Source organism: Sinorhizobium sp. B11 (genome assembly GCA_039725955.1).
Taxonomy (GTDB): Bacteria; Pseudomonadota; Alphaproteobacteria; order Rhizobiales; family Rhizobiaceae; genus Rhizobium.
Genome location: CP091035.1, coordinates 161392 through 186372 on the forward strand (window position 1 = coordinate 161392; position 24981 = coordinate 186372).

The following is a 24981-nucleotide window of genomic DNA, read 5'->3' on the forward strand; positions in this document are numbered from 1 at the left end:
TTCTCCCGGTTGGATATGTTCCCGGAAAAAGAGTGACGATACGGACTCCACAGGTCTAATCGGAACCGCCAGGAATTAACGGCTGATCTCCATCGATAGCAGAGGCTCGAAGCAGCAGGACCGAGCGCCCCACGCGGCGAAGAAGAATGAGCCGACGACATCACATGAGCATCCCTGCGTGCTCCCGCCTCGAAAGGACTATGGCCCTCGGCGTCGCGCAACGCAGGCGGCGGTGATGGGCCAGTCGAGCTTTCCACGCCGGACTGACATCTTGCCCGACATCAGAGGTTGCAATTTTCAAGAAAAACATCCTATGCTGTCACAAGGGGTCCGGGTGCAGCGCCAGCGAGGGGCGCGACGATGGAAATCTGGTTCGACAGGTTGACGGAAGGGCTTTCTCTTGCCCGCGACGAAGACAGTGCCACCTCGGTCCTGGCGAGGCTGACCGCCGAGGCGGGCTTTACCTTATATTCCTATCTTGTCCTTCGTGCCGATCATGCGACGGCAATTTCCAACTATCCTTCCGAATGGCAGCGGCGATATCTCGAGCGATGTTACGCCCATGTCGATCCGGCGATCCGCGTCGCCAGAGCAGGGATGAAAGCCTTCCGGTGGTCGAGCAGGACCTTCGACGGCGCGAAAGAGCAGCGCCGGTTCATGGCCGAGGCGGTCGAGTTCGGGATCCGCTCCGGCCTCACCATCCCGGTGCGTACCGGCTATGGCGGTCTTGCATTGTTTACACTGGCTTCAGGCGAAGGCGACGCCGGCCAGCTACCTGGCCTCGATCCCGTCATCGCCGCCGCAACGATCGCGCAGCTCCACGTCCGCCTCAGCATGCTCAAGCTTCACCCTACCACCAGGCCCGATATCAGGCTGAAGCTCGAAGAGCTTTGCTGTCTGCGCTGGTCGGCGGAGGGCAAGTCGATGGAAGCGATCGCCGTCATCGAGAACATGGCCTACGCCAATGTCGTCTTCCATCTTCGAAACGCCAAGGCAGCACTCGGGGCGACCACGTTGCCGCAGGCAACGGCGCTCGCCAAGGAATTCGGTTTGATCTGAGGCACGAGCCCTAAGACGAGCCCTAGCGTTTCTCGTCAAGCCTCGACAGGTCCACACGCATGACCGCGCCACGAATGTCGCCCTCACGCATAGGATCATCTGTCGGCGACAGGGCAGGGGCCGGTTGGCGGCTGGCCTCCTCGTCGAGAGCGAGTGTTTTTGCCGGTGCCTGCTCGGCTGCTTTGGCGCCCTCGAAAACCTTCGAACCCTCGAAATATCCGGATTTCCACGAAAGCACCGCGTCCTCGAAGATCAACCGGGACGCTTCCCCGCCTTGCGGATTGCCATACCATGCCGCAACGACGCGCATCACATGGCTGAAAAGGCCCGAGCCGCGCTTCAGGTTCTGGCACGGGTCGAAAAGATCCGCATCGATGTCTTCGGCCTGCCTCTCGCCCAGTCCGGCCGGCATCTGCGTTACACCGACCCTGACGACGGCGTGACCGGCATACTGGCGCACCAGGGACATCGCCTGGCCGGTATCGGCCGGCTTTGGCAGTACCAGCAGCCGGTCTCCGGCCATCACCGTGACGGCGAGCGGATCCGCAGATCCTGCTGCCGCCAGAAAATGCTCGACGACGGCAGGTGTCAAGGTGGGGTCGGCACATTGCGCAATCAGGCTTGCGTCCATGATGACAGTCCCTGAATCATGTGTTGAAGGAAAAGATGGCCGGCTTGCCGAAGAGCCTTGCCCAGGCAAAGATGGTGGCGCGCTGGACTGCAACGATCGACGTACCCGACGTCCACCAGCCGTTTCCGATCGCCACCACCAGATCGGGGTCGGACCACATGGACTGCAGGATCGGCCAGATCAGCAGCTGTTCGTAGCAGATCAGGATTGTCACGCGTTGACCGGCGACCGTCTGCTCGGCCTTCCCAAGCATATGTGCACGGGCGCCGCCGCTTTCTCCCATCCAGCCTCGCCAGGGTGCCCACATTGCGATCGGCACCGGCATGCGCTGGCGGTAGACAACGCGGCTTTCGGCCTTGCCGATGCTGACGACGACATTGTCGTAGCCTGATGCGTCGGCGAGGGAGGCACCGGCAAGGACGGTGACGTTCCAATCGGCAAGCGCGTTTTGCCACAGGTGATCGACGGCCGGCGTCCAGAAGCCCAGCGCGCCTTCCGGCAGGACGACGACGCTGCTGCCGCCAGCCTGCGCCTTGCCAACCGTCGCGATGAGATGCCGCTGCAACGGCAGAGAGAGGTCGCGGCCAAGGGCAGATCCCAATTGCAGGTCGATGCCCTGCCAGCCAAACGGTACCGGCCTGTCCTTCCAGGTCGAGGCCGACCAGAGCCAGGCACCGGCAAGCACGATCGCGCCGAGCGGGCGAAAACGCGTCGCAAGAACCGCAAGACCGGCAGCGCCGGCCACCAGTCCCGCAAGGCCCCAGCCTGCAAAGAGAACTCCGGCCGCGGTCAAGGGGCTCGCCCAGCCGCTGATCCCGAAGGGCGGGACCATCATGAGGGTGGTGGCGAAAAGGTAGCGGCAGGCTCTCCTCCATCCTGACGCCTGCGTCCAGGAGAGCATGTGGACGCCGACAAAGACGATCGAGGCTGCAAGCCACAGGAAAAGCCCCGGCCAGAGGTCGGTTGCGTAATATGTTGCCACGCCTTGCGGCAGGCCGCGCGACGCCGAAAGGAAATATAAGCAGGATACGGCCCCGGCCTGCCGGCGGTCGCGGCAGAGTGACCAGATTGCCGGAAACGCCATGGTCGCAGGAAGCATGTCGACGGCACCGCACCAGCCGATCCAGCCCGCCGCGACAGAGGTGACGACGAGTAGGGGAAAGCGCAGCGGTTCCACGCGCGGGCGCAAGGGGCCCTTTCGGTTAGGGCGCATAGGTTGCGACCTCCCTTGCCAGTCCCAGAATGCCTGAGGCCGGGACCGGCCCGAAATAGCGGGAATCAAAGGAGGCTTCGAAGGGCGAGTAGAGGAAGACGTGGCCGGCCGGCACCGGGCCTCCCGGCCAGGCCGTCAGGGGCCTGCTGCGTCCATCGGCCGCCATCGGCCGGGATTGTTCGAGCAGGGCGCCGTCGATGACGACGCCGCTGCTGACCTTGATTGTCTGGCCGGCGGTTGCGACGACAGACTTGATGAGCGGCGCGTAGCCTCCAGGGCACGGGCCTGGCCGCAGGTAACCGCGCCTTTTTGCCTCGCGCATGTCCGCGCGCTGCGGCGGGCAGATGAAGACGCGCGCGCCGGTGAGCGCTTGCCTGTCGAGCGGGGCGATACGCCAAAGGCCGATCGGCTCGCTCGGGGTCAGATTGAGCCGCAGCCCGAACTGATGGAGAAGGGCGAGACCCGCGGCCAATCCGACGAACACGGAAATTGCGTGGATGCCACGTGCCCATGCGACAGGGAAAATGTAACCACCAATCGACCTTACCTCCTGGATCATCGTGAACCTGCCTCGGCACCTCGCAGGACCTCCTCCCCTAAAACGCTGAGGTGGCGATCGGTGCGCGGACTGTCGTCACCGGACAACGCGTCAGGTCGGGCAGATTTCATCATTCCGGCTACCATCGGTTAAGCCTCCTTCTCCGACATGAGTTCGTTCGGGTTGACGGGCTTTCTCGGCGCGATCCTGACTGCGGCAGCCGCAAGGGGACGACATTTTCGGTCAGTCTGGCGCGCCCTTTGATGTGTCCCTTCGCTACGGTCCGGATCATGGCCAAAGCGGTCGACTGGGCCAACTCGCATTTCTGTTAGTAGATGGCCGGGCCGATCTGAAGGATCGTCGCAGGGTCGAAACTGCCCGACAGGAGCATCTCGAATGAGGAGGCCATCCTGCACGATCCGCGCCCCGGTTGCCGGCCTGCGGAACGATGTGAAACAAGCCGCGACCGGCAAAGACGAGGGCATCGGCCGTCTTGCGGCGGCAATCGGCGGCAAGGTCGTCTGCGATGGCACATAGGATCATCCTGCCGGTTCTTGCCCTTGGGCTGATGCTGAGCGCAACGCTCCTGACGATGGGCATGGATGTGACGCTTGTCGATTTGGGCAAGACCAGCGCCGGCCGGCGCGCTCTGGCAGGCATCGGCCTGGCTCTGCCCTTTGTCTCTGCCGCGGCGACAGGTCTTGCCCTGCTCTTTGCCTGCGCCGGGTCGGCGGCAATCCGGCTCGCCGGCGCGGGTGTCGTTACAGGGGCCATGTCGAGCCTCGCTATCGCAGCGTTTGAACAAGCCGCGCGACACGCCACAGCCATGCCATCAGCCAGGTCAGTCCCACCCTATATCGATCCCGCGACGATGATCGGCGCTTGTGCGCTTCTGCTGTCGGCTGCTTTCAGCTTGCGGGTCGTGGTTGCAGGCAACGCAGCCTTTGTCCGCCCGACCCCGAGGCGGACGCATGGCAAACGTGCAGTTCACGGCGAGGCCGAGTGGATGTCATTGTCTCAAGCGCAAGCGCTCTTTACCCCGACCGGTGGCATCGTCATCGGCGAGTGTTACCGCGTGGATCGGACCGACGTTGCTGGCCGGCCATTTCAGGCAAGCGACAAGGAGAGCTGGGGTCCCGGCGGCAGGCAGCCCCTTCTCTGTTTCGATTGCTCGTTCGGTTCGACCCATGGAATCGTCTTTGCCGGATCCGGCGGCTTCAAGACGACGTCGGTGACAATCCCTACCGCCCTCAAATGGGGCGGCACGCTCGTCCTGCTCGATCCTTCCAATGAGGTAGCCCCGATGGTAGCAACGCACCGGCAGGCGGCAGGTCGCCGGATCAAGATCCTCGATCCGCATCAGCCCGCTGTCGGCTTCAACGCGCTCGACTGGATAGGCCGCTTCGGCGCGTCGAAGGAGGAGGATATAGCAGCGATCGCCTCCTGGATCATGAGCGATAGCGGACGGAGCGGCGGCCTTCGCGACGATTTCTTCCGCGCATCGGGGCAGCAGCTGCTGACCGCAATGATTGCCGATGTCTGCCTGTCGGGGCAGACCGACGGGGACCGGCAGACGCTGCGGCAGGTGCGCGCCAATCTTGCCGAACCCGAACCGCAACTGCGCCGGCGCCTGGAGGGGATCTACGAGAGGTCGGGTTCCGAATTCGTGCGAAGCAACGTCGCCGTCTTCGTCAACATGACGCCGGAAACCTTTTCCGGCGTCTATGCCAATGCCGTCAAGGAAACGCATTGGCTTTCCTATGAAAATTACGCGGCCCTGGTGTCGGGCTCGAGCTTTTCGACCGATGAGCTCGCCTCCGGGACAACCGACGTCTTCATCAATATCGACCTGAAGACGCTCGAGACGCATGCCGGACTCGCGCGCCTGATCATTGGCTCCTTCCTGAACGCGATCTACAATCGCGACGGCGTCGTGAGCGAACCTTCGCTTTTCCTCCTCGATGAGGCGGCCCGTCTCGGCTATATGCGCGTCCTGGAAACGGCAAGGGACGCCGGCCGCAAATATGGCATCACGCTGGCGATGATCTACCAGTCGATCGGCCAGATGCGGGAAACTTATGGCGGTCGGGATGCTGCCAGCAAATGGTTCGAGAGCGCGAGCTGGATTTCGTTTGCCGCGATCAACGATCCGGAGACTGCCGAGTATATTTCGCGCGGCTGCGGCATGACGACCGTCGAGGTCGACCAGGAAAGCCGCAGCGTGCAGGCGAGGGGATCGTCGCGCACGCGCTCGAAACAGCTGGCGCCACGCCCGCTGATCCTGCCCCATGAGGTGCTGCAGATGCGCGCCGACGAGCAGATCGTCTTCACGGCGGGTAACCGGCCACTTCGCTGCGGGCGAGCGATCTGGTTCAGAAGAGCCGACATGCGCGCCTGCGTGAACGAAAACCGCTTCCATAGAAACACGCGATAGGTCGGTGGCCGTTACCTCCGAGAGACTGCCGACGCGATCGCCGCTTCGACATCCTGATGGCGCAGGCAGCCCCGCCTTTCGGCGGGGCGCTCGGTCTCAGTCCTGGCTGACGCGGCGCGACCAGATCAGCTGGTATCCCTCTTCCCCCTCGATCTCCGAGAGCGTTGCGTAGATCGGGGCTGAGAAGCTTGGATCGTCGAGCTTGACCGAGAGATAGTCGCGGCCCTGTTCGGAGGTTTTCTTCCAGGCGGCGCCGAGTTCGACGGGACCGGCCAAGACGCGGTAGTGCGGGCCCTTGTCTGTGGGATTGTCGATCCGGGCGATACGGGCCTTGACGTTGAGGGCGAGGGTGCGGATCGAGCCGGAGAAGCCATTTTCGATGCTGGTGAAGGTACCGATGCTTGCCATTTTCCTGTTCCTTTCGCTGTTTCGGGCCGCGCCCATCGCGGCCTCGATGGCTGTCGAAAAGACCGGGAACGAGCGGACCGCACCCATAGGGCCGAAATGCAATGGAGGACGGCAAGTCGCAATTTTGTGAGTGGGCGCGGAATGACGGCGTTAGCCGGCAGGGGTCAGAAAATTGCGACTGCCGTTGCGGCAGGACGATCGAGGCGAAGCCGCTTCCCGGTCAGACAGGGGCATCGAGCCCGCGCATGGGGCGACAAAAAACAGCGCGGAACGGGCATTGGCAAAGCCTGCGCCTGCGCCGAAACGGAAGGGCGCGGCACGGCGGCCGCACCTGGCACGCTCGACTGCAGAGAGGTTGCCTCGGCGGGCCATTCCCGTAACAAGCCTGCATTGCTCGTTCCCGGCTGATCGGTGCAGCGGGGTTGCGTCCGACACTGTAGAGCAAACAACACCGACGGCCGGTTCGGAGCGCCACGGTTACCCTGTCGATCTCGTGCGGCGGAGATCGAAACGAAAACTTGGAAAGACAATGGATGACGCGATCGGATTCATGGCGATTGGCAATCGCATTGTCAGGCCGCAATGCAGTGGATGCTTGACGCAGGACGGCAGCAGCGGCTGCTGAAGTATGGAGTGTCTGGGACGAAACTGTACCTCTGCCCCGGCATTGCCGCGGGCAGAGGTAGGGCGTTCTGCCCTTCAGGCTCGCATCACTTGTTCATCGCATCCTTGAGGGCCTTGGCCGGCTGGAAGCTCAGCTTCTTTGCGGCCGCAACCTTGATCGTGGCGCCGGTCGAAGGATTGCGCGCCTCGCGTTCCGGCGTCGCCTTCACCTTGAACTTTCCAAAACCAGGCAGTGATGTCTCGTTTCCGGCAAGGGCCGCCTCTGTGATCGAAGCCAGGACGGCTTCGACGATCGCTTTGCCCTGGACCTTTGTCAGGCCGTGGGCACCGGCGATCTTGTCTGCGATTTCATTTGTCGTCGTCATGTCGGTCTCCGCGTCATCTGTGGGACAAAATCTCTGCCATCGGCAAATCGCTTTGTCATGGGGCCGGGGCTGATCCCGAGGCCGGCGGCAGGATTTTCCACAGCTTCCAGCCCGTGCGTCGTCGCCAGCTGTCCGTGTCGCATGGCCGGAAAATATGGGTGATGATGCCCGCCAGGCCGAAGCCAAGGAGCGAGCGCTTCCCAAGAGGAGGTTTTTCCGTTGCGAAAGATGCGATCAGGAAAATCCGCGTGTTTTCAGCTATGCACATGCGCCACGGGACAGCATATGGCGCCAGCGTTTGACGTATCCCGCGACGATAAGATGGTGGATGCCTGCCAAGATAAGCGGCTGAGACAGGAAATCGGGGTCGAAAGTGATGATGGGCGTTTCCCGGGTGTAGTGCCTTAGCGTGAAGGTGAACATTTTCCTCCCAGCTGCGGCGGACAGCAGAGGTCTCGCAAGCAAGGCCCGGCCGGTATCGATCAATCAATTCTCCGAGCGTCACTCCGCATCCTCCCGATCCTGCGCCATCAAAGCCACGATACCAATCCAGGTTGGTTGTCCGACGGCGGTTTCTGGCGGGCGATCCTTACTCAGGCAGCCTTTCCCAACCTTAACGATGAGATCGTCATTGCTGGCGACCATTGGTCCGTCACGTTCCGGCGCAGCCAGCGAAGCTGACTGGCCATATCGGACTGAAGTCCGGGGCGGGGAACGAACCGGTGGCTCTGGTGTTGATCACTTGTCACGTCAAGGAACCAAAATGCCCGCGTCCGACAAAAACGACCTGGATCTAAGGACGACACCGCATCGACTTTATGGCAAGCGCGCGATCTGGTGGTCGTTGCTTGCAGTCCTGATATTCGTGCTGATCGTGGCCTGCGCCTATTACGAGCTGCGACCGATGATCAATGGACAGCCGACGACGCCGGCACCCGTGGAGAACCCGACGGCAAACCGGTGAGCTGCCTCCTCATTGCGTGGTCGGTGTTGCAAAGCTTGGATGCGACATTTCGCATCGGCCTTCGCGTGCCTGCAGCGGGCCACCGGCTCACAAAGGAATTTCGAGTGTCGCCACCAGCCCGTGCGGATTGAAGGTCAACCCGGCCTTCCCGCCGAGGTGGGCCGCGGTGCCGTGGATCAGCTCCGTTCCATAGCCCTTTCGTTCCGGGTTGTGGCAGGGGGGGCCGTTTTTTTCGCGCCACTCCACGACGTGCTTGCCGTCCCTTTCCTCTTTGTTCCAGCCTATCAGCACCGCACCGTCCGGGACGGAGAGTGCGCCATATTTGATGGCATTGGTCGTCAATTCGTGGATCATCATGCCGACGGGAAGAACCCGCGAGGCCCGAAGCTCGGCGGCAGGACCTGTCGTGATGCGGAAACGATCCAGCCCCGCGGCAGAAATCGTTATGTTGACGCTGTTGTCGTCCGGATGAACGAGCCGGCGTGCATCGAGGACGAAGCTGCGCTTGCCGATAAGGGGGAAGTCATGGGTGACCTGATAGCCCAGGACGCCCGCGCTCTTTGGAATGATCATTTCAAACACCACCTTGAGGTCGGGGATGTCCCATTGTCCGCTGCCGAGCGAAAACAGCGTCTTTTCGATGATATCGTCGCGTTCGACCTTGAAGGCTCTGAGGAAGGCATTGTTGGCGGTGACGATGCGAAAGCGCTCGTCTAGCACCAGCAGGGGGACCGTAAGCGTATCGACAATGCCCTGTGCCTGTACGTGACTGGTTTTCAAAAGGCGGTAGGGGTCTTCGAGCATCATGGGAGGGTCCCCGCAATCGATAGGGCAGCGTCAGCCTTGTTGTCGGCCGACAGATGTTACTCGCGAAGTTCGACATGTAAACTCAGATGCGCCTGTACCGAGCGCGGGGGAGTCTTGCGCGCGCCTCGAAAGAGCGATTCCTTTGCACTTGCATGCCCCCAGTCAACGAGCGCAGAGATGCGTCGCGAACTTGGGCATCGCAGATCAGGCCTGATCGGCGGCTCCCGCTCGGGCGTTTGCCGCTTCAGTTCCTTTGCAGCCCGCAGGCATTGACCGGCTCGCTTGTCAGGCTAGACAGCAGTTCCGTCATGATTGTCTTTGGCGAACCCGGGTCGCTGCGCCGAGGTGCTCAGCAAGTGCGTTGCCGTTAGCGGGTCGACCGCCTTGGAAAAGAGATAACCCTGGCCGAGCAGGCATCCGAGCGATCGCAGATGATCGGCCTGGGCCTGTGTTTCGATGCCCTCGGCGACCACCCGGATGCCGAGCTTCGTCGCAATCGACATGACCCCCTCGACGATGACGGTGCCCGCGTCGGCCGGTACCAGCCGGTCGACGAACGACTTGTCGATCTTGATAATGTCTACCGGCACAGTCAATAGATGGGTCAGGCAAAACCGGTTCCGAAATCGTCGAGCGCGACGCGAAACCCCATCGATCTCAGAACCTTGATCTCGTCGGCCACCACATGGTCGCGCTCGCCGAGATAAACCGACTCGGTCACCTCCAGGATGACGTGACGAAGCGGCACGCCGGCAGCGGCAAAGGCTGCGGTCAGCCTGGAGTGGAGATCGTCGGACCGGAAGTCGGCCGCAGACAGGTTGATCCCGACATGCTGCAAAGGCAATCCCATGTCGAGCCATCGTCGCATATCCGCCGAGACCAGGGACAGCATGCGATCAGTCAGCTGTGCGGCGACATGAGCGTCGAGCGTTGCTTCATGAAAATGAGCCGCCGACAGTCGCTCGCCCTTGCGGGTACGCATGCGTGCGAGCGCTTCGAAGCCAACGATTTCTCGCGTATCGAGGCGCAGGATTGGTTGATAATGAGCTTCGATCCTGTTTTCCGACAGCGCGACGCCGACATCCCGGATGGCCCGAAAACGGCGGGTGAGGGCCGTCCCCATGCCAGCAAAATAGCCGGTATACTGGCCACGGCAGCGCTCCTTGCCGTGATAGAGCGCAATGTCGGCATCGCGCTGCACCTGACTTGCGGAAACGGCGTTTGCCGCCAAGGCGCCGCCGATCGTTGCTGCGGGAAAGACGACATGGCCATCGCACTCAGCCGGGCGCTTGATCTCCCGGATCAACGCTTCGGCCTTCGCGGCGAGAGCCGGCATATCGTCTGCATCAACGATTGCCGCAAATTCGTCGCCGCCCAGCCGGAAGCTGTTTTCCATCGAGACGGCAATCGCCAGTCTGCGCGCCACGGTCTGGAGAAGGGCGTCGCCGGCTGCGTGCCCGAACGTGTCGTTGACAAGCTTGAGATTGTCGAGGTCGGCGAGAAGCAGGCCCCATGGCCGCACGCCGTTTGCGCCTTCGGACAATTTCCTTTCCGCCAGAACCTTGTTGAAACGGGCCCGGTTGGCGAGAGCCGTCAGCGCATCGGTATAGGTCAACCTTTCGCGTTCGCAAACACGCTCGTCCCGTTCGATGGCGATTGCACAGAGGTGGACACATGCATTGACGATCTCGCGTTCGCCGTCCGTGGGCTCCCGACCCTCCCGGAAATAAAAGGCGAAGGTCGCGACGACCTTGCCTGCCGCCACGATCGGTGTCGACCAGCAGGCCTTGAAGCCGATCGGCACAACGAACTGCTTGTAATGTTGCCATCGAACGTCGAGCTCGATGTCGGTCACGGTGACCGGGACCCCGTAATAGGCGGCAGCGCCGCAAGACCCGACCATCGGACCGATCGGAACGCCCACAAGCCTGCTGGTGTAGCTGGCCGGTAAAGAGGGTGCGGCGATCGGATAGAGTTTTGCATCCCTGACGGACAGGACGGAGCAGGCAATTCCTGGACAGCGCGCCTCTACCCGCCGGCACAGGTCCTCGATCGTGGCCTGCAATTCTTCGCCCCTGGCGATCATCTCGAGAATGGAATTTTGAAATTGAAGCATATGACCTACCCGCGTCCGATCGCAAGGTTCCCAGATCCGGGTTCATTTGTCGTTTTCGTAATTGCTAAATTTCTAATTTAACCGCGTTGAACTCCGCTCAGGGCAACCCGCACATCGGCCACAAAACCTTTTCGTACGCTGGCGTACCTCGGCTCGACAGTGGCGCAGGGGACGTTAGATCCGAACGGCTGATGCTGCATCATCAGTGGGAGAAGGGGCTTATTCCATCCTGTTGCGGCCCCTTCTCTATTCGACCTCCGCCTGTTGCGCGCCGCGGCGGCGCCGTCACTGCACGCGTTGCCTGCAACGGCCCGGCTGGGACTCGCCAATCGATCCGACGCTTTTTCTGGGCAAGACAAGTGGCGGGTTTCCAACGGCTATTCCCGCATACGGAAGTTATCTGAAGGATTACTTCTCTCACGCGACGGGAGCCACGGTCTGGCTTCTCGAATGGTACGTCCGCAACGCGCTTCGGTAAGACACGAGCAGTATAACGCGCGTCTGCCAAAAAGCGCTTGATGAGCTCTTCCCGGAACCCCTTTTCGGCGACTACTCCTTACATAATGCCGTTGATTGGCGATTTACGCCATAGAGGCCCGCTCACGGCCATTCACCGGGTGAAAGGTTACTCGGCCGCTTTTGCCTGACGTTCGCCTCTGGCGGCCTCGCATTGCAGCACTAAAACACGCGTGCAAATGATCCTTTTTTCCTGTAGTCCTTATCTGTACAATGGACTGCAAACGGACCATCCAAGTGGTGAAAACATCGAACGACGAACGGCCCCCAAGCCGGCTCATCGGCTACGCCCGCGTCTCGAGCGAGGATCAGCTCTACGACGCACAGATGGAGGAACTGCGCGCCACAGGCTGTCATCGAATCTACGAGGAACACGGCTCCGGCGCATCGCAAGCGCGGCCAGTACTGGCTAGGCTGCTTGGCGAACTCACCGCCGGGGACGTGCTGGTAATTGTTCGTCTTGATCGCCTGGCGCGCTCGATAGGCCATCTGATGACGGTGCTCGAGGATCTGGAGAGCCGCGGTGTCTATTTCCGATCGATCCGCGATCCGATCGATACCGCAACGCCTCAGGGCAGGTTTGCTCTCCAGGTGCTAGGCGCAGTGGCGCAGCTTGAACGCGCGCTGGCCTCCGAACGGACCAAGGCCGGCATAAAGGCGGCAAAGTCGCGCGGCAGGCGTCCTGGAAATCCCGGCCTGCGAGAGCGGCGCCCGGAAGCGATCAGGGTCGTCTCGCAGGCGAGACAAAGACTTTACCTCGACGAACTGATGGCATCCGCGCAAACATGGCTGCCGGTCGTGCGGCAACTTCGGCCCCAGCACAGCTGGGACAATGTCGTACAGGTGCTCAATCGCCGCGGCCAGGACTGGAGCGTGGAACGCCTGCGTCGCGCCGTGCATCGCATGGTTGGCGAAAAACTGGCGGAACAGGAACTCCTGGCGCGGGCTCCTCGCCGGCCCCCAGAGGACCGTTTGATGAAGCTGGTCGCTGCGATTTCGATTGCTGACCCGGATCTCTCGCTTCGAAAGATCGCAGCGCAGCTCGATCAGATGGGGGAGCGCCCAGCTCGCGGTGGCAAGAAATGGCAGCCGTCCTCGGTTCGCCATCTGCTCGACGAAGCCCATCGCTTCGGCCTCATGCCGCGCTGAAGGCACCTCATCAATCGACCTCTTGCACTCGCTTCTCAGGGAACGAGCGTAGGGCGGGCTGTCATCATTTCTGATGTCCCGCAGGCTTGGAACCTGAAGCACACCTGACAGTTAGAACCCTCATGTCGCAGGAGGATCGTCGATGCATGTTCGCGAAATGATCGAAAGCCACCCCAATGTCCATGGCCGATCGGCAGACGCTCTGCTCAGGTGCATTCAAGAATGCTACGCCTGTGCTCAGGCTTGCACGAGTTGCGCGGATGCCTGCCTTTCGGAACCATCCCCGCCCGGACTTGCCCAATGCATACGCCTTAACCTCGATTGCGGCGATATCTGCGCGACGACCGGCATGATCGCATCTCGGATGACCGGCTCCAATATGGAGGTCGTCCACAAGCTCATCGATACCTGCGCCGAGGCATGTCACGCCTGCGAGAGCGAATGCAACGAACATAGCGAAATGCATCCACACTGCCGTATCTGCGCACAGGCATGCAGGCGCCGCTGCTACGAAGCCTGTTTATCCGCCCTGCCGCTTGCGCATTGAGTTTCGGTCCAGCTGCGATAGAAAGACGAAAAATTAGGCGTTCAGCTGCGAGCCCAATGGGCGCAGGCGAGGCGGAACGAGCTTTCCGATCAGTGAAAGCCCGCGAAGCGCCCGTTCGCCTTCAAGAAGCGCTGCCCTCCTCGGAGCTTGGAGGATCCTTGCCCTGTCAGCCCGGCGCTCGTTCTCAGTTCGACGCCAATGTCCCTGCCTCATTCCCGTTGGAAACTGCCGTCGAGGCCACGACCTGCCGCGTCGGCGGCACACAGGCTGTGCGCGGCCCGTCATAGGGCTGGTAGCTGTTGTCCTCGGCGCGATAGGACTTGTAGCGGGCGGCACACCATGCCGCCGCGGCGCTATCTGCACCATTCGATACCGCCCCGGTCGTGGCAACCGTGCTTGAAGAAGCAGCAAAGGGCGACATACAGGTCTTCATCTGTCCGCTATAGGCCCGGTACCTGTTGGTGGCGGCATCAAACGAACGATAATGGCCGGCGCACCAGCTGAGATGCTCCGCCGATAGCGTCGGCGCCGTTACCTCGGGTTCTTCGGGTAGTATCGCCTTCGCGCGAGACGCCACCGCGACCTTCGGCGCGTCGGTGACATAGCTGGAATAGACGGCGGGGATGCGCTCATAATTCTGGTGGGCAATGTCGACACGAACCGGTGTGGTCGTCCACAGATCGGGTTGCGAGAGGCTTTCGAACGTGTGAGCCTCGGAATTGGCCAGCACAACGGAGGCGAGCGAGCCGGCTGCAATGCATATGCCGATAGAGCTCGCAATGCCGAACGCGGCGGAAGCGATGGCCTTCATGATCCATATCCTGCTTGTTTGGAAGGAGATGGACGCGGCGCAAGCCGCGTCCTGGCGCCAGATCAGTTGATGACCTGAATGACCTTGCGGGAAGACGGTTCGACGATGACGCGTTCGTCGTTCACGATCGCATATGCGTATTTCGGGTTTTCGGGCACTGGCGTCACGACAACCGTTTCGGGCAGCGCCTGGCCGACAACAACCTTCTCCTTGACGACGACACGCGTGGACGGGGCCGGCGCTTCCTGGACATAGGTGACGACCTTCTGCGGCGGCGGGTCGATCGCAGTACCGACGATTGCACCGGCCACACCGCCGACAGCTGCGCCGACCGGACCGCCGACGATCGCGCCGGTGACGGCGCCGCCTGCTGCGCCATTGACGGTAGACGACTGGGCGAAGGCTGCGCCCGACATGAGGGCAGCCGACACGGCCGCACCGATCATGATCTTATGAAACATCTTATCCTCCTTTGACTGATACCGGTCTGGCGACCGTGGTCAAAGAACGGGCCAATGCTCACCCTGTTCCACGTATCGGACTTTGGTCCGGGGTGAAAATCGCTGCTCGGCCTATCAACCCAAATATCTGCCTTGCCTGCTCTTGCAGTCACTAGCACTGACGGCCCGCTTCTTCGCCGGCTTTGCGGCCGAACGCAAAGCGGCATACCGAGAAAAGACTGACAAGCCAGAGGCTTGGTCAGGGAGAGGTCTATTTCTGACGACCAGACAAGACGGCGCTGCAAGCGGGCACCTGAGTAAACGCTGCGCAACCCGTCTGCGTCCCATCAAGGGTTGAGCCATGGCAACGACTCGCCTGCGCCATCCCGCCCCTCCGCTGGTTATGGCTTGCAGACCGGCCCAACCTGCGACAGGTCCGGTTGAATAGGGAGTGTTTGGTTGCTAGGCTGCTTCAAGCAACGAGCAGCCAAGGGTACCGTCATGCCGACTGGCACAGTAAAGTTTTTCAATGCCGACAAGGGGTTTGGCTTCATTACCCCGGAAACGGGCGGACCGGATATCTTCGCCCATGTGACCGCCTTGCTATCGGGAAACCTCCTCAAGGAAGGCCAGAATGTCTCCTATGAGGTTGGGCAGGATCGCAGGACCGGCAAGTCCAAGGCCGAAAACGTCAGATTGCTGTAACGCATCCCTCAAGGACGTTGTCGGAGCGCCCTTTCGTTGGCACTCCGCTTACACAATCGCCGCCGAGCAGCCAACGCTCAAGAGCGGCTTGTCAATGCTTGGTCGCGCCGCTCGTCGTTCGCGTTGTTTTTTTCCGGCGGCTTTGTCGTCGGGGCGCTCTGGGCGCCTGCTTTCGATTTTCCCGCCTGTTTGGCCTTGCCGGATACGTTCGGAACCGCTGCCTTCTTCGTTGCTGTCTTCCTGACCGCCTGACCGCTTCTCGCAGCGCTTGCGGCAATCTCCTCAAACGCCTGCAGCCAATGTTTCATGTCCTCCCCGTGCGGCCGCCCCTCCTGCTCCCAGATTTCATAGGCCCGTTGTCTGATACGATCTTCATTCGCTGCCATGCGTCTTCTCCTCGGCAAACTCTTATCAAACGACGTAAATGGCGCGATCAGACCTGACGACAACGGTACGGTCGTGTTTTTGGTTATGGCGCGAGCGTCTTCGAAGCCCAATGCAACCTTCGCACTGCCAGATCCGCCTTTGTCTCTCTGGCCCACCGCCAGACGCCTGTTTCCTTCACCTCAGGAGGAGCGCGAACGTCATGTGTTCTCGGGCGGAATGCCTCTTCTCGAGAGGAAGGCGCAGTTTGGAACCCTAAGCCCCGGTCCGCATTATCAGCCAACTTCAACGGGGATATTTTCATGGATCACGAGACACTCTTGGCAACGACCTTCGCCTTCGCCTCCTTTGCTCTCGTCTGGTGGCAGATGAAATTCTGAAACGACTTTCCCAAGAACCGGCTAAAGACGGCGCGCTCGCCAACCCAGGCCCTGAGGGGCATGTCGTCTATTGTCCTCGACCCAGTTGCCGCTTGCCCGCCGTTTGTGCCTAAAAAGCGTCGTCCGCCTCGCCTGCGGCTTCATGATCAGTCATTGGGTTGATGCGCTCCATCCGGCCTCCGGCGGGCAACAACCGCGCTCATCAGGTCTGGGCTTGAGATGCAAGTGCAGTCGTATAATGCGATTGCCGATCTTATCGCGCAAAAAGCTCGCAAGACGAAAAGTAGGAGAGCCTGTCTGTGGCCTAACCCGCGTCCCGTTCCTGCCGGTATTGTGCATAGAGGCGCTCGAGCCTCTCCTGCACGAATTCGTCGAAACCGGGCGCCGCCTTGTTGTCGAAGACGAAAGTCGCGGTTGTCGGCGTGCGTTTGAACTTCACCGGAAGATCAGCGATCTGTGAGGCCGAGGTCGCCGTCAGGGCAGCTTGCCTTGCCGTTGCGAAGGCAAATGCTCGCTGAAACCGGTCATCGCTCGACAATCGGCCAATGTTGTCCGCGGACAACATCTCGATAAGCGCATCGATGTCGACCTTTCCCAGATGCTCACCAAACTCCATCCATCGGCGGCGACCGATCCCCGGCGCAGAGCCGATTGCGGTGATCAGAGCAATCGGGACCTGGCGTGTGACAGCGCGCATTTTGGCCAGCGCCGCCCTGTCGATACTGAGAGCTGCGGTGATGACGGCGCCGCCAAAGTTCTTCTCCTCCAGCCGATGGGCGAAAAGGGCGCGCTCGATATAGGACAGATCGGCGCGGGCATTGTTTTCCTGGCCCTGGCTGACGACGAGCTGCTCGTCCGTCAAGGCGCGCACGACTGCCTTGATCTTGATCTTGAGCGCCTTGGCCGCTGCCAGGCGCCGGTGACCGAAGGCGACCTGATAGCGGCCCTTGGCCTGCGGGTGCGGCCGCACCAGGATCGGAACCTGCTGTCCGTGTTCCCGGATCTGCTCCGTCAGCTGCCCAAGCTCCGCCGCGTCGATATCGAGACGGTCGGCGACAAATGAGGCATCAATCAAGGCCGTATCGATTTCGACGATGGTGCGACCCTCGGCAAGCTGGCGCTCCAGATCGTTGGCCCGCTCGACCTTTTCGGTGATGCTGCCGAGCGTCTTGGTAATCCCGCCGACAAGGCCCGCGCTCCTCGTCTGCGGGATGAAGCCGGCGATCGGCCGGCTGTCGCGCGCCGGGGATACGGACGGATCGGGCCGGGCTTCGTTCGCGTTCGAGATTTCGATGAGGTTCTTGCGCGCCATTGAGCTATCTCCTGCCCCAGGTAGAACGGATATGCGCCTCGACCTCGCTGTTGACGAGGTTCATCGATTCCAGGGCGCGGTCGTAGGTTCCTCGGATAAACTGTGCCCGATCAACCTCATAAAGCGTTTGCTTGGTGACGCCGGCGTCCGAGATCGCGGTGGATTTCAACATCGCGTTCTGCAGCATGCGGTTGCCGAAGATCGCCCGCATGAAACCGGTCATCTGGCTCTGCGGTCCGTCATTGGGTTCGAAGCGCGTTACAAGGTAACGCATCCAGTCATAGCTTGTGCGCCCGCCTGCCCGCTCGACGACGGACATCAGTTCGCTTGTCATCGTCAGGAACTGCGACATCGACATCACGTCAAGCATCTGCGGGTGCACGGTGATCAGCACGGAGGTCGCAGCACAGAGCGCCGACATCGTGAGAAAGCCGAGCTGCGGCGGGCAATCGATGACGACGATATCGTAAAGACTTTCGATATCGGTCAGCGCCTGACCGATCCGGGCAAAGAACAGGGATTCGGCAGTACCACCCGCCATCGCCTTCGGTGTCTCATGTTCGAATTCCATGAGTTCGAGATTGCCGGGAATGATGTGAAGGTTCGGCGTGTAGGTCGAGCGCACCACTTCCGAGATCGATACCGGGCTCTCGTAGCGGATGGCGCCGTAAATCGTTTCTCCCTCGCCGACGTCGAGTTCCGGTTGGTGGCCGAAGAGCGCCGATAGCGAAGCCTGCGGGTCGAGATCGATGGCAAGCACGCGGTAGCCGCGCAGTGCCAGATATTGCGCGAGATGCGCGGAGGTCGTCGTCTTGCCGGATCCGCCCTTGAAATTCATGACGGAGACGACCTGGAGTTTTTCAGCGCCACGTCGCACCGGAACATATTTCGGCGTACCGTTACGTTCGTCGAGTGCCTGACGGATGCGGTTCATGTCTTCGGCCCCATACTGACGCCGACCGTTGGCAAGGGGGTCCGGTCCGTGGCCGTCCTTGGCGATCTGGCGAAGATAACCCTCGCCGATGCCGATGAACCCGGCGGCTTCCGTCGGGGAAAACAGCCGCATCGTCTTTCGAGACAGCGGCGGGAAAATTTTTGCCTGGTGCTGCTGGAGCTGATAGGCGAGCTCCTGAGCATCCGCTGCCAAAAGCGATGGAAGGTGCTCTTGATCGTCTTTCAGAACTGGATTCGCTAGCATCGTGGTTTCCAATCGAACTGCGCAATTTTCGATAATAAGAGGCCAACTGCGCAGTTATATTATCGCCCGATTCGTTACAGATTTACAAACCCTTAACCACGAGCCTATCCACAGGTCCTGGGACAAACACTTCGCCTGGCTATTGCCGCTGCATTGACCCCGCAGCTGCAGCCCACAGCGCGGGCGTCGTCCAGCCAATGCCGGGATTAGAACAGCGTCGGACGACTTGTCGGCGTTGGATCGACGGCATGTGGATGCGCAGCGGCGATCATCCTCACCAACAAGGCGGCGGAGATCTTCGTTTAGCCCGGCACAATGTTGTCCGCGGACAACGTTGCGAGTGTCATTCCCTCAGCCTAGGTCAAAGCAGCGGAGAGGATCGACTAAGCCTCCTTAGCCGATGCGGCGGAGGTCAAGCCGGGAAAATGGGTTCCGCAACGGTCGATGCCGTCCGGTTCGTGCATCCTTGCACATCCCATCGCCACGCGTCGGCGCAATGCGTCAAAAGTCAGGCCAGCGCCATGCCGCTTGATCAGAGCCTGTCGGTTAAAAGCGCCGTGACGATTGCAGATGTGGCAGGCGACCGTGATGGAAGGCTGCCGGACGACGCGCAGCGTCAGCTCATCGGTGGCACGTGTCGATGTTTTTTTTCGGTCCATCCATTGTCCGTATTTGGCTGCGTTCGTTGACTTATTATCCTCACGACAATGTGGACAACACATCCTGTCGAAATCCGGTTCGAGAACATGCGCGTTGACTCACATTCGATTTGGGAACAAATAAAGAACATATCTGCTTTCTGCACTCATGCAAACCTTGATGAAGACCGGACATGGCTCGCCCTAATGCAAACTCTGTGATTTCTGAGCTTCGGGCGCGCATTCAGCACCTTGATGGAATGGCTGCCCGTCCCAAAAACGTCCTTCCCTTCGGCGTCAGCGAGATCGACGAAACGCTACCAGGCGGCGGACTCGCCTATGGTGCAATCCATGAATTTGCCGGCGGTGGGGCCGGCGCCGTCAATGGGGCGGCAGCTGCGCTTTTTGCCGCCGGCATCGCTGCCCGCACGCACGGCATCGTCGTCTGGTGTCTGGCGCGAGCGGACCTTTTTGCTCCTGCGCTGGCGCAGACCGGTCTGCATCCGGACCGGGTCATCTATGTCGAGGCAATCCGCGAGGACTATGTGCTTGAAGCCTGCGAGGAGGCCCTGCGCTTCGGCGGGCTCGGCGCCGTCGTCGCCGAGACGGCGCGCCTGCCTATGGTCGCGTCGCGGCGCCTTCAACTGGCCGCCGAAGCCTCCGGTGCGCTCGGCCTCGTCATCCGGCGCTGGCGCCGTCCGGCCGAGGCCGGCGAGTTCGGGCGCCCGACGGCTGCCGTCTCGCGCTGGCGCATATCGGTCCTGCCGTCGGAGCCGCTTCCGGTTCCCGGCATCGGCAGGACGCGCTGGCATGTCGAGCTGATCCGGATCAAGGCCGGCGAAAGTGCAGAATTCATCCTCGAGGCATGTGATGGTCAGGGTCGTCTCCGTATTTCTTCCGACGCTGCCGACGGATCGCATCAGACGCGCCGATCCGTCCATTCCGGCTGAGGCGCCGCTCGTCGTCGTCGCGCGCAGCGGTTCGAAGCGGTGGCTGTCGGCCGTCGATGCCAACGCCGCAAGGCTAGGCCTGCGAAGCGGCATGCCGGCGGCCAAGGCCCAGGCGCTGGTGCAGGGTCTCGTCATGGTCGATGCCGATCCTTGCGCTGATCGAGCTGCTCTGGAGCGCATCACCCGGTGGGCGCTCTCTCAATATTCGCCAATCGTTGCGGTCGACCCGCCTGACGGCATCGTCATGGATACCGAAGGGGCCGACCATCTGCAGGGCGGGGAAGGGCCGATGCTGTCACGCCTCGTCAACAGCTTCCGCGCCAAGGGCCTGCCGGCGCGCGCCGTCGTTGCCGACAGCTGGGGAGCGGCCCACGCATTGGCGCGCACGATCGCGCAAGAGACACGGGTGGTCGCCAAAGGCCAGACGGTCGACGCCGTCATCGATCTGCCGATCTCATCGCTTCGTCTCGACACGGAGATCATCACCGGCCTGGGCGTCCTTGGGTTTCGAACCGTCGGCGAGCTTGCGGCAACGCCAAGGGCACCGCTGACGCAGCGCTTCGGGCCCGAAATCGTCCGCAGGCTCGACCAGATGTTTGGCCGGTTGGCAGAACCTATCGATCCGCTTCGCGCGCCCGAATGGGTCGAAGTCTCCAGGTCCTTCGCAGAACCGATCGGTGCGCCGGAGACGATCGCCAAATATGTCGCCGGTCTGGTGCGCAGGCTCTGTCATGGTCTTCAGGAAAAGGGTCTTGGTGTACGCCGCGCCGATCTCATCGTCCACCGGGTCGACAATAGCGTCCAGGCGCTGCGAGCCGGTACCGCCAAGCCAGTGCGCGACGTTGCCTGGCTGACGAAGCTTCTTCACGACCGGATCGAGCGCATCGAGCCGGGCTTCGGCATCGAAAAGCTCTCGCTTGCCGCGACGCTCGTCGAGCCGCTGGAAGACCGGCAGATCGCCTCCAGCCTGATCGACGATGACAAGGTCGACATCGCCGCCTTCGTCGATATTCTCGGCAATCGCGGAAAATTTCGGGTCTACCGGCTGGCACCGGTAGCAAGCGATGTTGCCGAACGATCGCTGAAAGCCATCTCGGCGGTCGCAGAAGAGCAGGGGCAGAACTGGCCGCTGATCTGGCCGCGTCCGGTCCGGTTGCTCGATCGCCCGGAAATGATCGAGGTCATGGCCCTCATGCCGGATCGTCCTCCCGTCTGGTTTACCTGGCGTGGCAAGCGCTACCGTGTCAAACAGGCCGACGGGCCTGAGCGCATCTTCGGAGAATGGTGGCAGCGATCGTCCGAATGGCTCGCCGTGCGCGACTATTTCACAGTCGCCGACGAAAATGGCGAACGCTACTGGATCTATCGCGCCGGCGACGGTGTCGACCCCGAGACCGGATCGCATCGCTGGTTCCTGCACGGGACTTTCTCATGACCTATGTCGAGCTTCAGGTCACGACACATTTTTCCTTCCTGCGAGGGGCCTCCTCGCCCGACGAATTGTTTGCGCGGGCCAAGGCGATGGGCATGGCGGCGCTTGGCATAACCGACCGAAATTCGCTGGCAGGGATCGTTCGGGCGCTGGAGGCATCGCGCGCCACAGGACTTCGCCTCGTCGTCGGCTGCCGTCTCGATCTGAGCGACGGCATGTCGATCCTGGCCTATCCGACCGACCGCGCTGCCTATCAGCGACTGACGCGATTGCTGACGCTTGGAAAGAGCAGGGGCGGGAAAGCCAAGTGCATCCTGAGCCTCGACGACGTCGCCCTTTATGCAGAAGGGCTGATCGGCATTCTGGTGCCGGATCTCGCCGACGAGACCTGCGCCGTCCGGCTGAGAAAGATGGCCGAGATATTCCAGGACCGGGCCTATGTGTCTCTCAGTCTCCGCCGCCGTCCGAACGACCAGCTGCGCCTGCACGAGATTTCCGCCATGGCGGCCCGCTACAAGGTCCGCACCGTCGTCACCAATGACGTGCTGTTCCATGAACCGTCCCGCCGTCAGCTGCAGGACGTGGTAACCTGCATCCGCAATCGCACGACGATCGACGATGTCGGCTTCGAGCGCGAGCGCCATGCCGACCGTTACCTGAAGCCGCCGGAGGAAATGCAGCGACTATTCGGGCGTTACCCTCAAGCACTTGCTCGCACCGCGGAGATCGTCGCGCGCTGCACCTTCTCGATGGAGGAACTGACCTATCAATATCCGCAGGAGGCAATCGTTGCCGGCATGGATGCCCAGCAATCGCTCGAGCATTACGTCTGGCAACATATTCCAACGCGCTATCCCGAAGGATTGCCGCAAAAGGTGCTGCGGTCGATCCGCCACGAGCTCGATCTCATCAGGGAGATGCACTACGCGCCGTATTTCCTGACGATCTTTTCGATCGTGCGCTACGCCCGCAGCCAGAATATCCTCTGCCAGGGGAGGGGGTCGGCCGCCAACAGCGCCATCTGCTATATCCTCGGCATCACCAGCGTCGATCCCGACACAAACGATCTGTTGTTCGAGCGCTTCGTCAGCAAGGAGCGCGACGAGCCACCCGACATAGACGTCGACTTCGAGCACGAGCGGCGCGAGGAGGTCATCCAGTGGATCTACAAGACCTACGGGCATCACAAGGCGGCACTCTGCGCCACGGTCACGCGCTACCGCACGAAGGGCGCCATCCGCGACGTCGGCAAGGCGCTCGGCCTGCCCGAAGACCTGATCAAGGCGCTGTCGTCGGGCGTCTGGGCCTGGAGCGAGGTGGTCGGCGAAAAGCAGGTCAGGGAGCTCAACCTCAACCCGGAGGATCGCCGCCTAGCCTTGACCCTCCAGCTTGCACAGCAGCTGATGGGCGCGCCGCGCCATCTCGGCCAGCATCCTGGTGGCTTCGTGCTCACCCATGACCGGCTCGACGATCTCGTCCCGATCGAACCGGCCTCGATGGTCGACCGGCAGGTAATCGAATGGGACAAGGACGATGTCGAGGCGTTGAAATTCATGAAGGTCGATGTTCTGGCGCTCGGCATGCTGACCTGCATGGCCAAGAGCTTCGCCTTCCTGCGCGAGGCAAAGAACATCGACCTTGGTCTTGCCGACATCCCTCATGAAGATCCGGCGACCTATGCCATGATCCAGAAGGCGGACACGCTTGGAACGTTCCAGATCGAGAGCCGGGCGCAGATGTCGATGCTGCCGCGCCTCAAGCCGGAAACCTTCTACGATCTCGTCATCCAGGTGGCGATCGTCCGCCCGGGCCCGATCCAGGGCGACATGGTCCACCCCTATCTGAGACGGCGGGAGGGCAAGGAAAAGCCGGATTACCCGACATCGGAACTCGAAACGGTCCTGCGCAAGACGCTTGGCGTGCCGCTCTTCCAGGAAAGCGCCATGAAGGTCGCCATGGTCTGTGCCGGCTTTACCGGCGGTGAGGCCGACCAGCTCAGAAAAAGCATGGCGACCTTCAAGTTCACCGGCGGCGTCAGCCGCTTCAAGAACAAGCTGATATCGGGCATGATCGGCAACGGCTATACGCCCGAATTTGCCGAAAAGACCTTTGGCCAGCTCGAAGGCTTCGGATCCTATGGCTTTCCGGAAAGCCATGCCGCCAGTTTTGCATTGATCGCATATGCCTCGAACTGGATGAAATGCCATCACCCCGACGTCTTCTGCGCCGCACTGCTGAACAGCCAGCCGATGGGCTTTTACGCGCCGGCGCAGATCGTGCGCGATGCGCGCCAGCACGGCGTTACCGTGCTGCCCGTCTGCGTCAACCGCTCGCGATGGGATTGCACGCTGGAACCGATTGATGGGCGAAACGATCGGTTTGCAGTTCGGCTCGGCATGCGCATGGTCCGCGGCCTGGCGACGGCGGATGCGGCCCGGATTGTGGCCGCGCGCGCCGACCAGCCTTTCGAGAGCGTCGACGACATGTGGCGGCGCGCCGGCATCCCGGCTGCCTCGCTAGTCGAGCTCGCCGAGGCAGACGCCTTCGGGCCGTCGCTCGGACTGGAACGCCGTGACGCGCTCTGGGCGATCAAGGCGCTGAGAGACGAACCGTTGCCCCTGTTTGCCGCTGCAGGAATTCGCGAGACGAGGACCGTTGCCGAGCAACAGGAGCCGGATGTCGAACTGCGGCAGATGACACAGGGCCATAATGTGGTTCTGGACTACGGACATACCGGACTGACGCTTCGCGCTCATCCCGTCACATTCCTTCGCCAGGACCTCGCGAAGCGTCGCATCGTCACCTGCGCAGAGGCAATGTCGGGGCGGGACGGCCGCTGGCTGATGGCGGCGGGACTGGTGCTGGTGCGCCAGCGGCCCGGATCGGCAAAGGGCGTCATCTTCCTGACGATCGAAGATGAGACGGGCGTTGCCAATGTCGTCATCTGGCCGACGCTCTTCGAACGCTCGCGGCCGATTGCGCTCGGCGCCTCGATGATGGCGATCAACGGACGCATCCAGCGGGAGGGCGACGTCGTCCATCTCGTCGCCCAGGAGCTTTTTGACCTCTCCGCCTGTTTGAAAGGCCTTGCCGATCAGGATCTCGAATTCCGACCGGCGACGGGCAGGGGAGACGAATTTGCGCATGGTTCGCCCGGACGACCCGATACGCGCGAACCGCCGGCAACTGCAATCAAGGCCCGCGACATCTTCATCCCGGATCTGCATATCGACAGCCTGAAGGTCAAAAGCCGAAACTTCCACTGAGATCGGGATTTGTCGCCCGGTTGCCCGCAAGAGCAGGAACATGCGCCGGCCACGCGCTATTGACGCCATCACGATCCGGGACATGTCCCCAATC

At 61.7% G+C, this 24981-nt stretch carries 22 protein-coding genes and 1 pseudogene; 10 read left to right on the top strand and 13 right to left on the bottom strand.

Going from position 1 to position 24981, the window contains the following annotated elements; all coding sequences use genetic code 11:
• Nucleotides 1–360 precede the first annotated feature (360 nt).
• Nucleotides 361–1059, top strand: a complete 699-nt coding sequence (locus tag LVY75_33845; protein ID XAZ26263.1) for an autoinducer binding domain-containing protein — start codon at nucleotides 361–363, stop codon at nucleotides 1057–1059.
• Nucleotides 1060–1081: 22 nt separating this feature from the next.
• On the opposite strand, the gene LVY75_33850 is transcribed toward LVY75_33845, so the two are convergent.
• The 3 genes from LVY75_33850 to traF are packed head-to-tail and all read right to left on the bottom strand — an operon-like array spanning nucleotide 1082 to nucleotide 3462.
• Nucleotides 1082–1690 carry a conjugal transfer protein TraH gene (locus tag LVY75_33850; GenBank protein ID XAZ26264.1) on the bottom strand — a complete coding sequence of 203 codons (609 nt, stop codon included), beginning with the start codon at nucleotides 1688–1690 and terminating at the stop codon, nucleotides 1082–1084.
• 16 nt (nucleotides 1691–1706) lie between these two features.
• Nucleotides 1707–2903, bottom strand: coding sequence for a conjugal transfer protein TraB (locus tag LVY75_33855; GenBank protein ID XAZ26265.1), 1197 nt, complete (start codon nucleotides 2901–2903; stop codon nucleotides 1707–1709).
• Nucleotides 2893–3462 carry a conjugative transfer signal peptidase TraF gene (gene traF, locus LVY75_33860; GenBank protein XAZ26266.1) on the bottom strand — a complete coding sequence of 190 codons (570 nt, stop codon included), beginning with the start codon at nucleotides 3460–3462 and terminating at the stop codon, nucleotides 2893–2895. Before traF ends, LVY75_33855 begins: the two co-directional genes overlap by 11 nt.
• Before the next feature lie 375 nt (nucleotides 3463–3837).
• Between traF and LVY75_33865 the strand changes: the two genes are divergently transcribed.
• Together LVY75_33865 and traG are read left to right on the top strand one after the other, a co-directional pair.
• Nucleotides 3838–3978: a hypothetical protein gene (locus LVY75_33865; GenBank protein XAZ26267.1), complete on the top strand. Its 141-nt coding sequence runs from the start codon at nucleotides 3838–3840 to the stop codon at nucleotides 3976–3978.
• Nucleotides 3968–5875, top strand: a complete 1908-nt coding sequence (traG, locus tag LVY75_33870; protein ID XAZ26268.1) for a Ti-type conjugative transfer system protein TraG — start codon at nucleotides 3968–3970, stop codon at nucleotides 5873–5875. The genes LVY75_33865 and traG overlap by 11 nt, the downstream gene beginning before the upstream one ends.
• A 96-nt stretch (nucleotides 5876–5971) precedes the next feature.
• Here traG and LVY75_33875 read toward each other — a convergent pair whose 3' ends face one another.
• The 3 genes from LVY75_33875 to LVY75_33885 form a co-directional block, all read right to left on the bottom strand.
• Complete coding sequence (locus LVY75_33875; GenBank protein XAZ26269.1) at nucleotides 5972–6283, bottom strand: DUF736 domain-containing protein; 312 nt, start codon at nucleotides 6281–6283, stop codon at nucleotides 5972–5974.
• A gap of 710 nt (nucleotides 6284–6993) precedes the next feature.
• Nucleotides 6994–7272: an HU family DNA-binding protein gene (locus LVY75_33880; protein XAZ26270.1), complete on the bottom strand. Its 279-nt coding sequence runs from the start codon at nucleotides 7270–7272 to the stop codon at nucleotides 6994–6996.
• A gap of 258 nt (nucleotides 7273–7530) precedes the next feature.
• A complete protein-coding gene (locus LVY75_33885; GenBank protein XAZ26271.1) occupies nucleotides 7531–7758 on the bottom strand; it encodes a hypothetical protein in 228 nt (75 codons plus the stop codon).
• 277 nt (nucleotides 7759–8035) lie between these two features.
• On the opposite strand from LVY75_33885, the gene LVY75_33890 reads away from it, so the two are divergent.
• Nucleotides 8036–8236, top strand: coding sequence for a hypothetical protein (locus LVY75_33890; GenBank protein ID XAZ26272.1), 201 nt, complete (start codon nucleotides 8036–8038; stop codon nucleotides 8234–8236).
• A gap of 87 nt (nucleotides 8237–8323) precedes the next feature.
• Here LVY75_33890 and LVY75_33895 read toward each other — a convergent pair whose 3' ends face one another.
• Both LVY75_33895 and LVY75_33900 read right to left on the bottom strand, forming a co-directional pair.
• On the bottom strand, nucleotides 8324–9043 hold the full coding sequence (locus LVY75_33895; GenBank protein ID XAZ26273.1) for a PAS domain-containing protein: 720 nt from the start codon (nucleotides 9041–9043) through the stop codon (nucleotides 8324–8326).
• Nucleotides 9044–9333: 290 nt separating this feature from the next.
• Nucleotides 9334–11159, bottom strand: a pseudogene (locus LVY75_33900) (EAL domain-containing protein).
• A gap of 729 nt (nucleotides 11160–11888) precedes the next feature.
• On the opposite strand from LVY75_33900, the gene LVY75_33905 reads away from it, so the two are divergent.
• Nucleotides 11889–12824: a recombinase family protein gene (locus LVY75_33905; protein XAZ26274.1), complete on the top strand. Its 936-nt coding sequence runs from the start codon at nucleotides 11889–11891 to the stop codon at nucleotides 12822–12824.
• Between the two features lie 142 nt (nucleotides 12825–12966).
• A complete protein-coding gene (locus tag LVY75_33910) occupies nucleotides 12967–13371 on the top strand; it encodes a four-helix bundle copper-binding protein (GenBank protein ID XAZ26275.1) in 405 nt (134 codons plus the stop codon).
• A gap of 184 nt (nucleotides 13372–13555) precedes the next feature.
• Here LVY75_33910 and LVY75_33915 read toward each other — a convergent pair whose 3' ends face one another.
• Nucleotides 13556–14182, bottom strand: coding sequence for a BA14K family protein (locus tag LVY75_33915; GenBank protein XAZ26276.1), 627 nt, complete (start codon nucleotides 14180–14182; stop codon nucleotides 13556–13558).
• Between the two features lie 62 nt (nucleotides 14183–14244).
• Nucleotides 14245–14643, bottom strand: coding sequence for a DUF1236 domain-containing protein (locus LVY75_33920; GenBank protein XAZ26277.1), 399 nt, complete (start codon nucleotides 14641–14643; stop codon nucleotides 14245–14247).
• Nucleotides 14644–15123: 480 nt separating this feature from the next.
• On the opposite strand from LVY75_33920, the gene LVY75_33925 reads away from it, so the two are divergent.
• Nucleotides 15124–15327, top strand: coding sequence for a cold-shock protein (locus LVY75_33925; protein XAZ26278.1), 204 nt, complete (start codon nucleotides 15124–15126; stop codon nucleotides 15325–15327).
• Between the two features lie 77 nt (nucleotides 15328–15404).
• Here LVY75_33925 and LVY75_33930 read toward each other — a convergent pair whose 3' ends face one another.
• The 3 genes from LVY75_33930 to repA form a co-directional block, all read right to left on the bottom strand.
• Entirely contained in the window at nucleotides 15405–15824 is a 420-nt protein-coding gene (locus tag LVY75_33930) for a DUF2934 domain-containing protein (protein ID XAZ26279.1), read from the bottom strand.
• 571 nt (nucleotides 15825–16395) lie between these two features.
• A complete protein-coding gene (gene repB / locus LVY75_33935) occupies nucleotides 16396–17403 on the bottom strand; it encodes a plasmid partitioning protein RepB (GenBank protein XAZ26280.1) in 1008 nt (335 codons plus the stop codon).
• Nucleotides 17404–17407: 4 nt separating this feature from the next.
• The gene (gene repA / locus LVY75_33940; GenBank protein XAZ26281.1) at nucleotides 17408–18601 is read right to left on the bottom strand and encodes a plasmid partitioning protein RepA; all 1194 of its coding nucleotides are present in this window, start codon (nucleotides 18599–18601) and stop codon (nucleotides 17408–17410) included.
• Nucleotides 18602–19433: 832 nt separating this feature from the next.
• Between repA and LVY75_33945 the strand changes: the two genes are divergently transcribed.
• The 3 genes from LVY75_33945 to LVY75_33955 are packed head-to-tail and all read left to right on the top strand — an operon-like array spanning nucleotide 19434 to nucleotide 24887.
• Nucleotides 19434–20189, top strand: coding sequence for an ImuA family protein (locus tag LVY75_33945; protein ID XAZ26282.1), 756 nt, complete (start codon nucleotides 19434–19436; stop codon nucleotides 20187–20189).
• Entirely contained in the window at nucleotides 20110–21624 is a 1515-nt protein-coding gene (locus LVY75_33950) for a DNA polymerase Y family protein (protein XAZ26283.1), read from the top strand. Before LVY75_33945 ends, LVY75_33950 begins: the two co-directional genes overlap by 80 nt.
• Entirely contained in the window at nucleotides 21621–24887 is a 3267-nt protein-coding gene (locus LVY75_33955; GenBank protein ID XAZ26284.1) for an error-prone DNA polymerase, read from the top strand. The genes LVY75_33950 and LVY75_33955 overlap by 4 nt, the downstream gene beginning before the upstream one ends.
• Nucleotides 24888–24981: the final 94 nt, after the last annotated feature.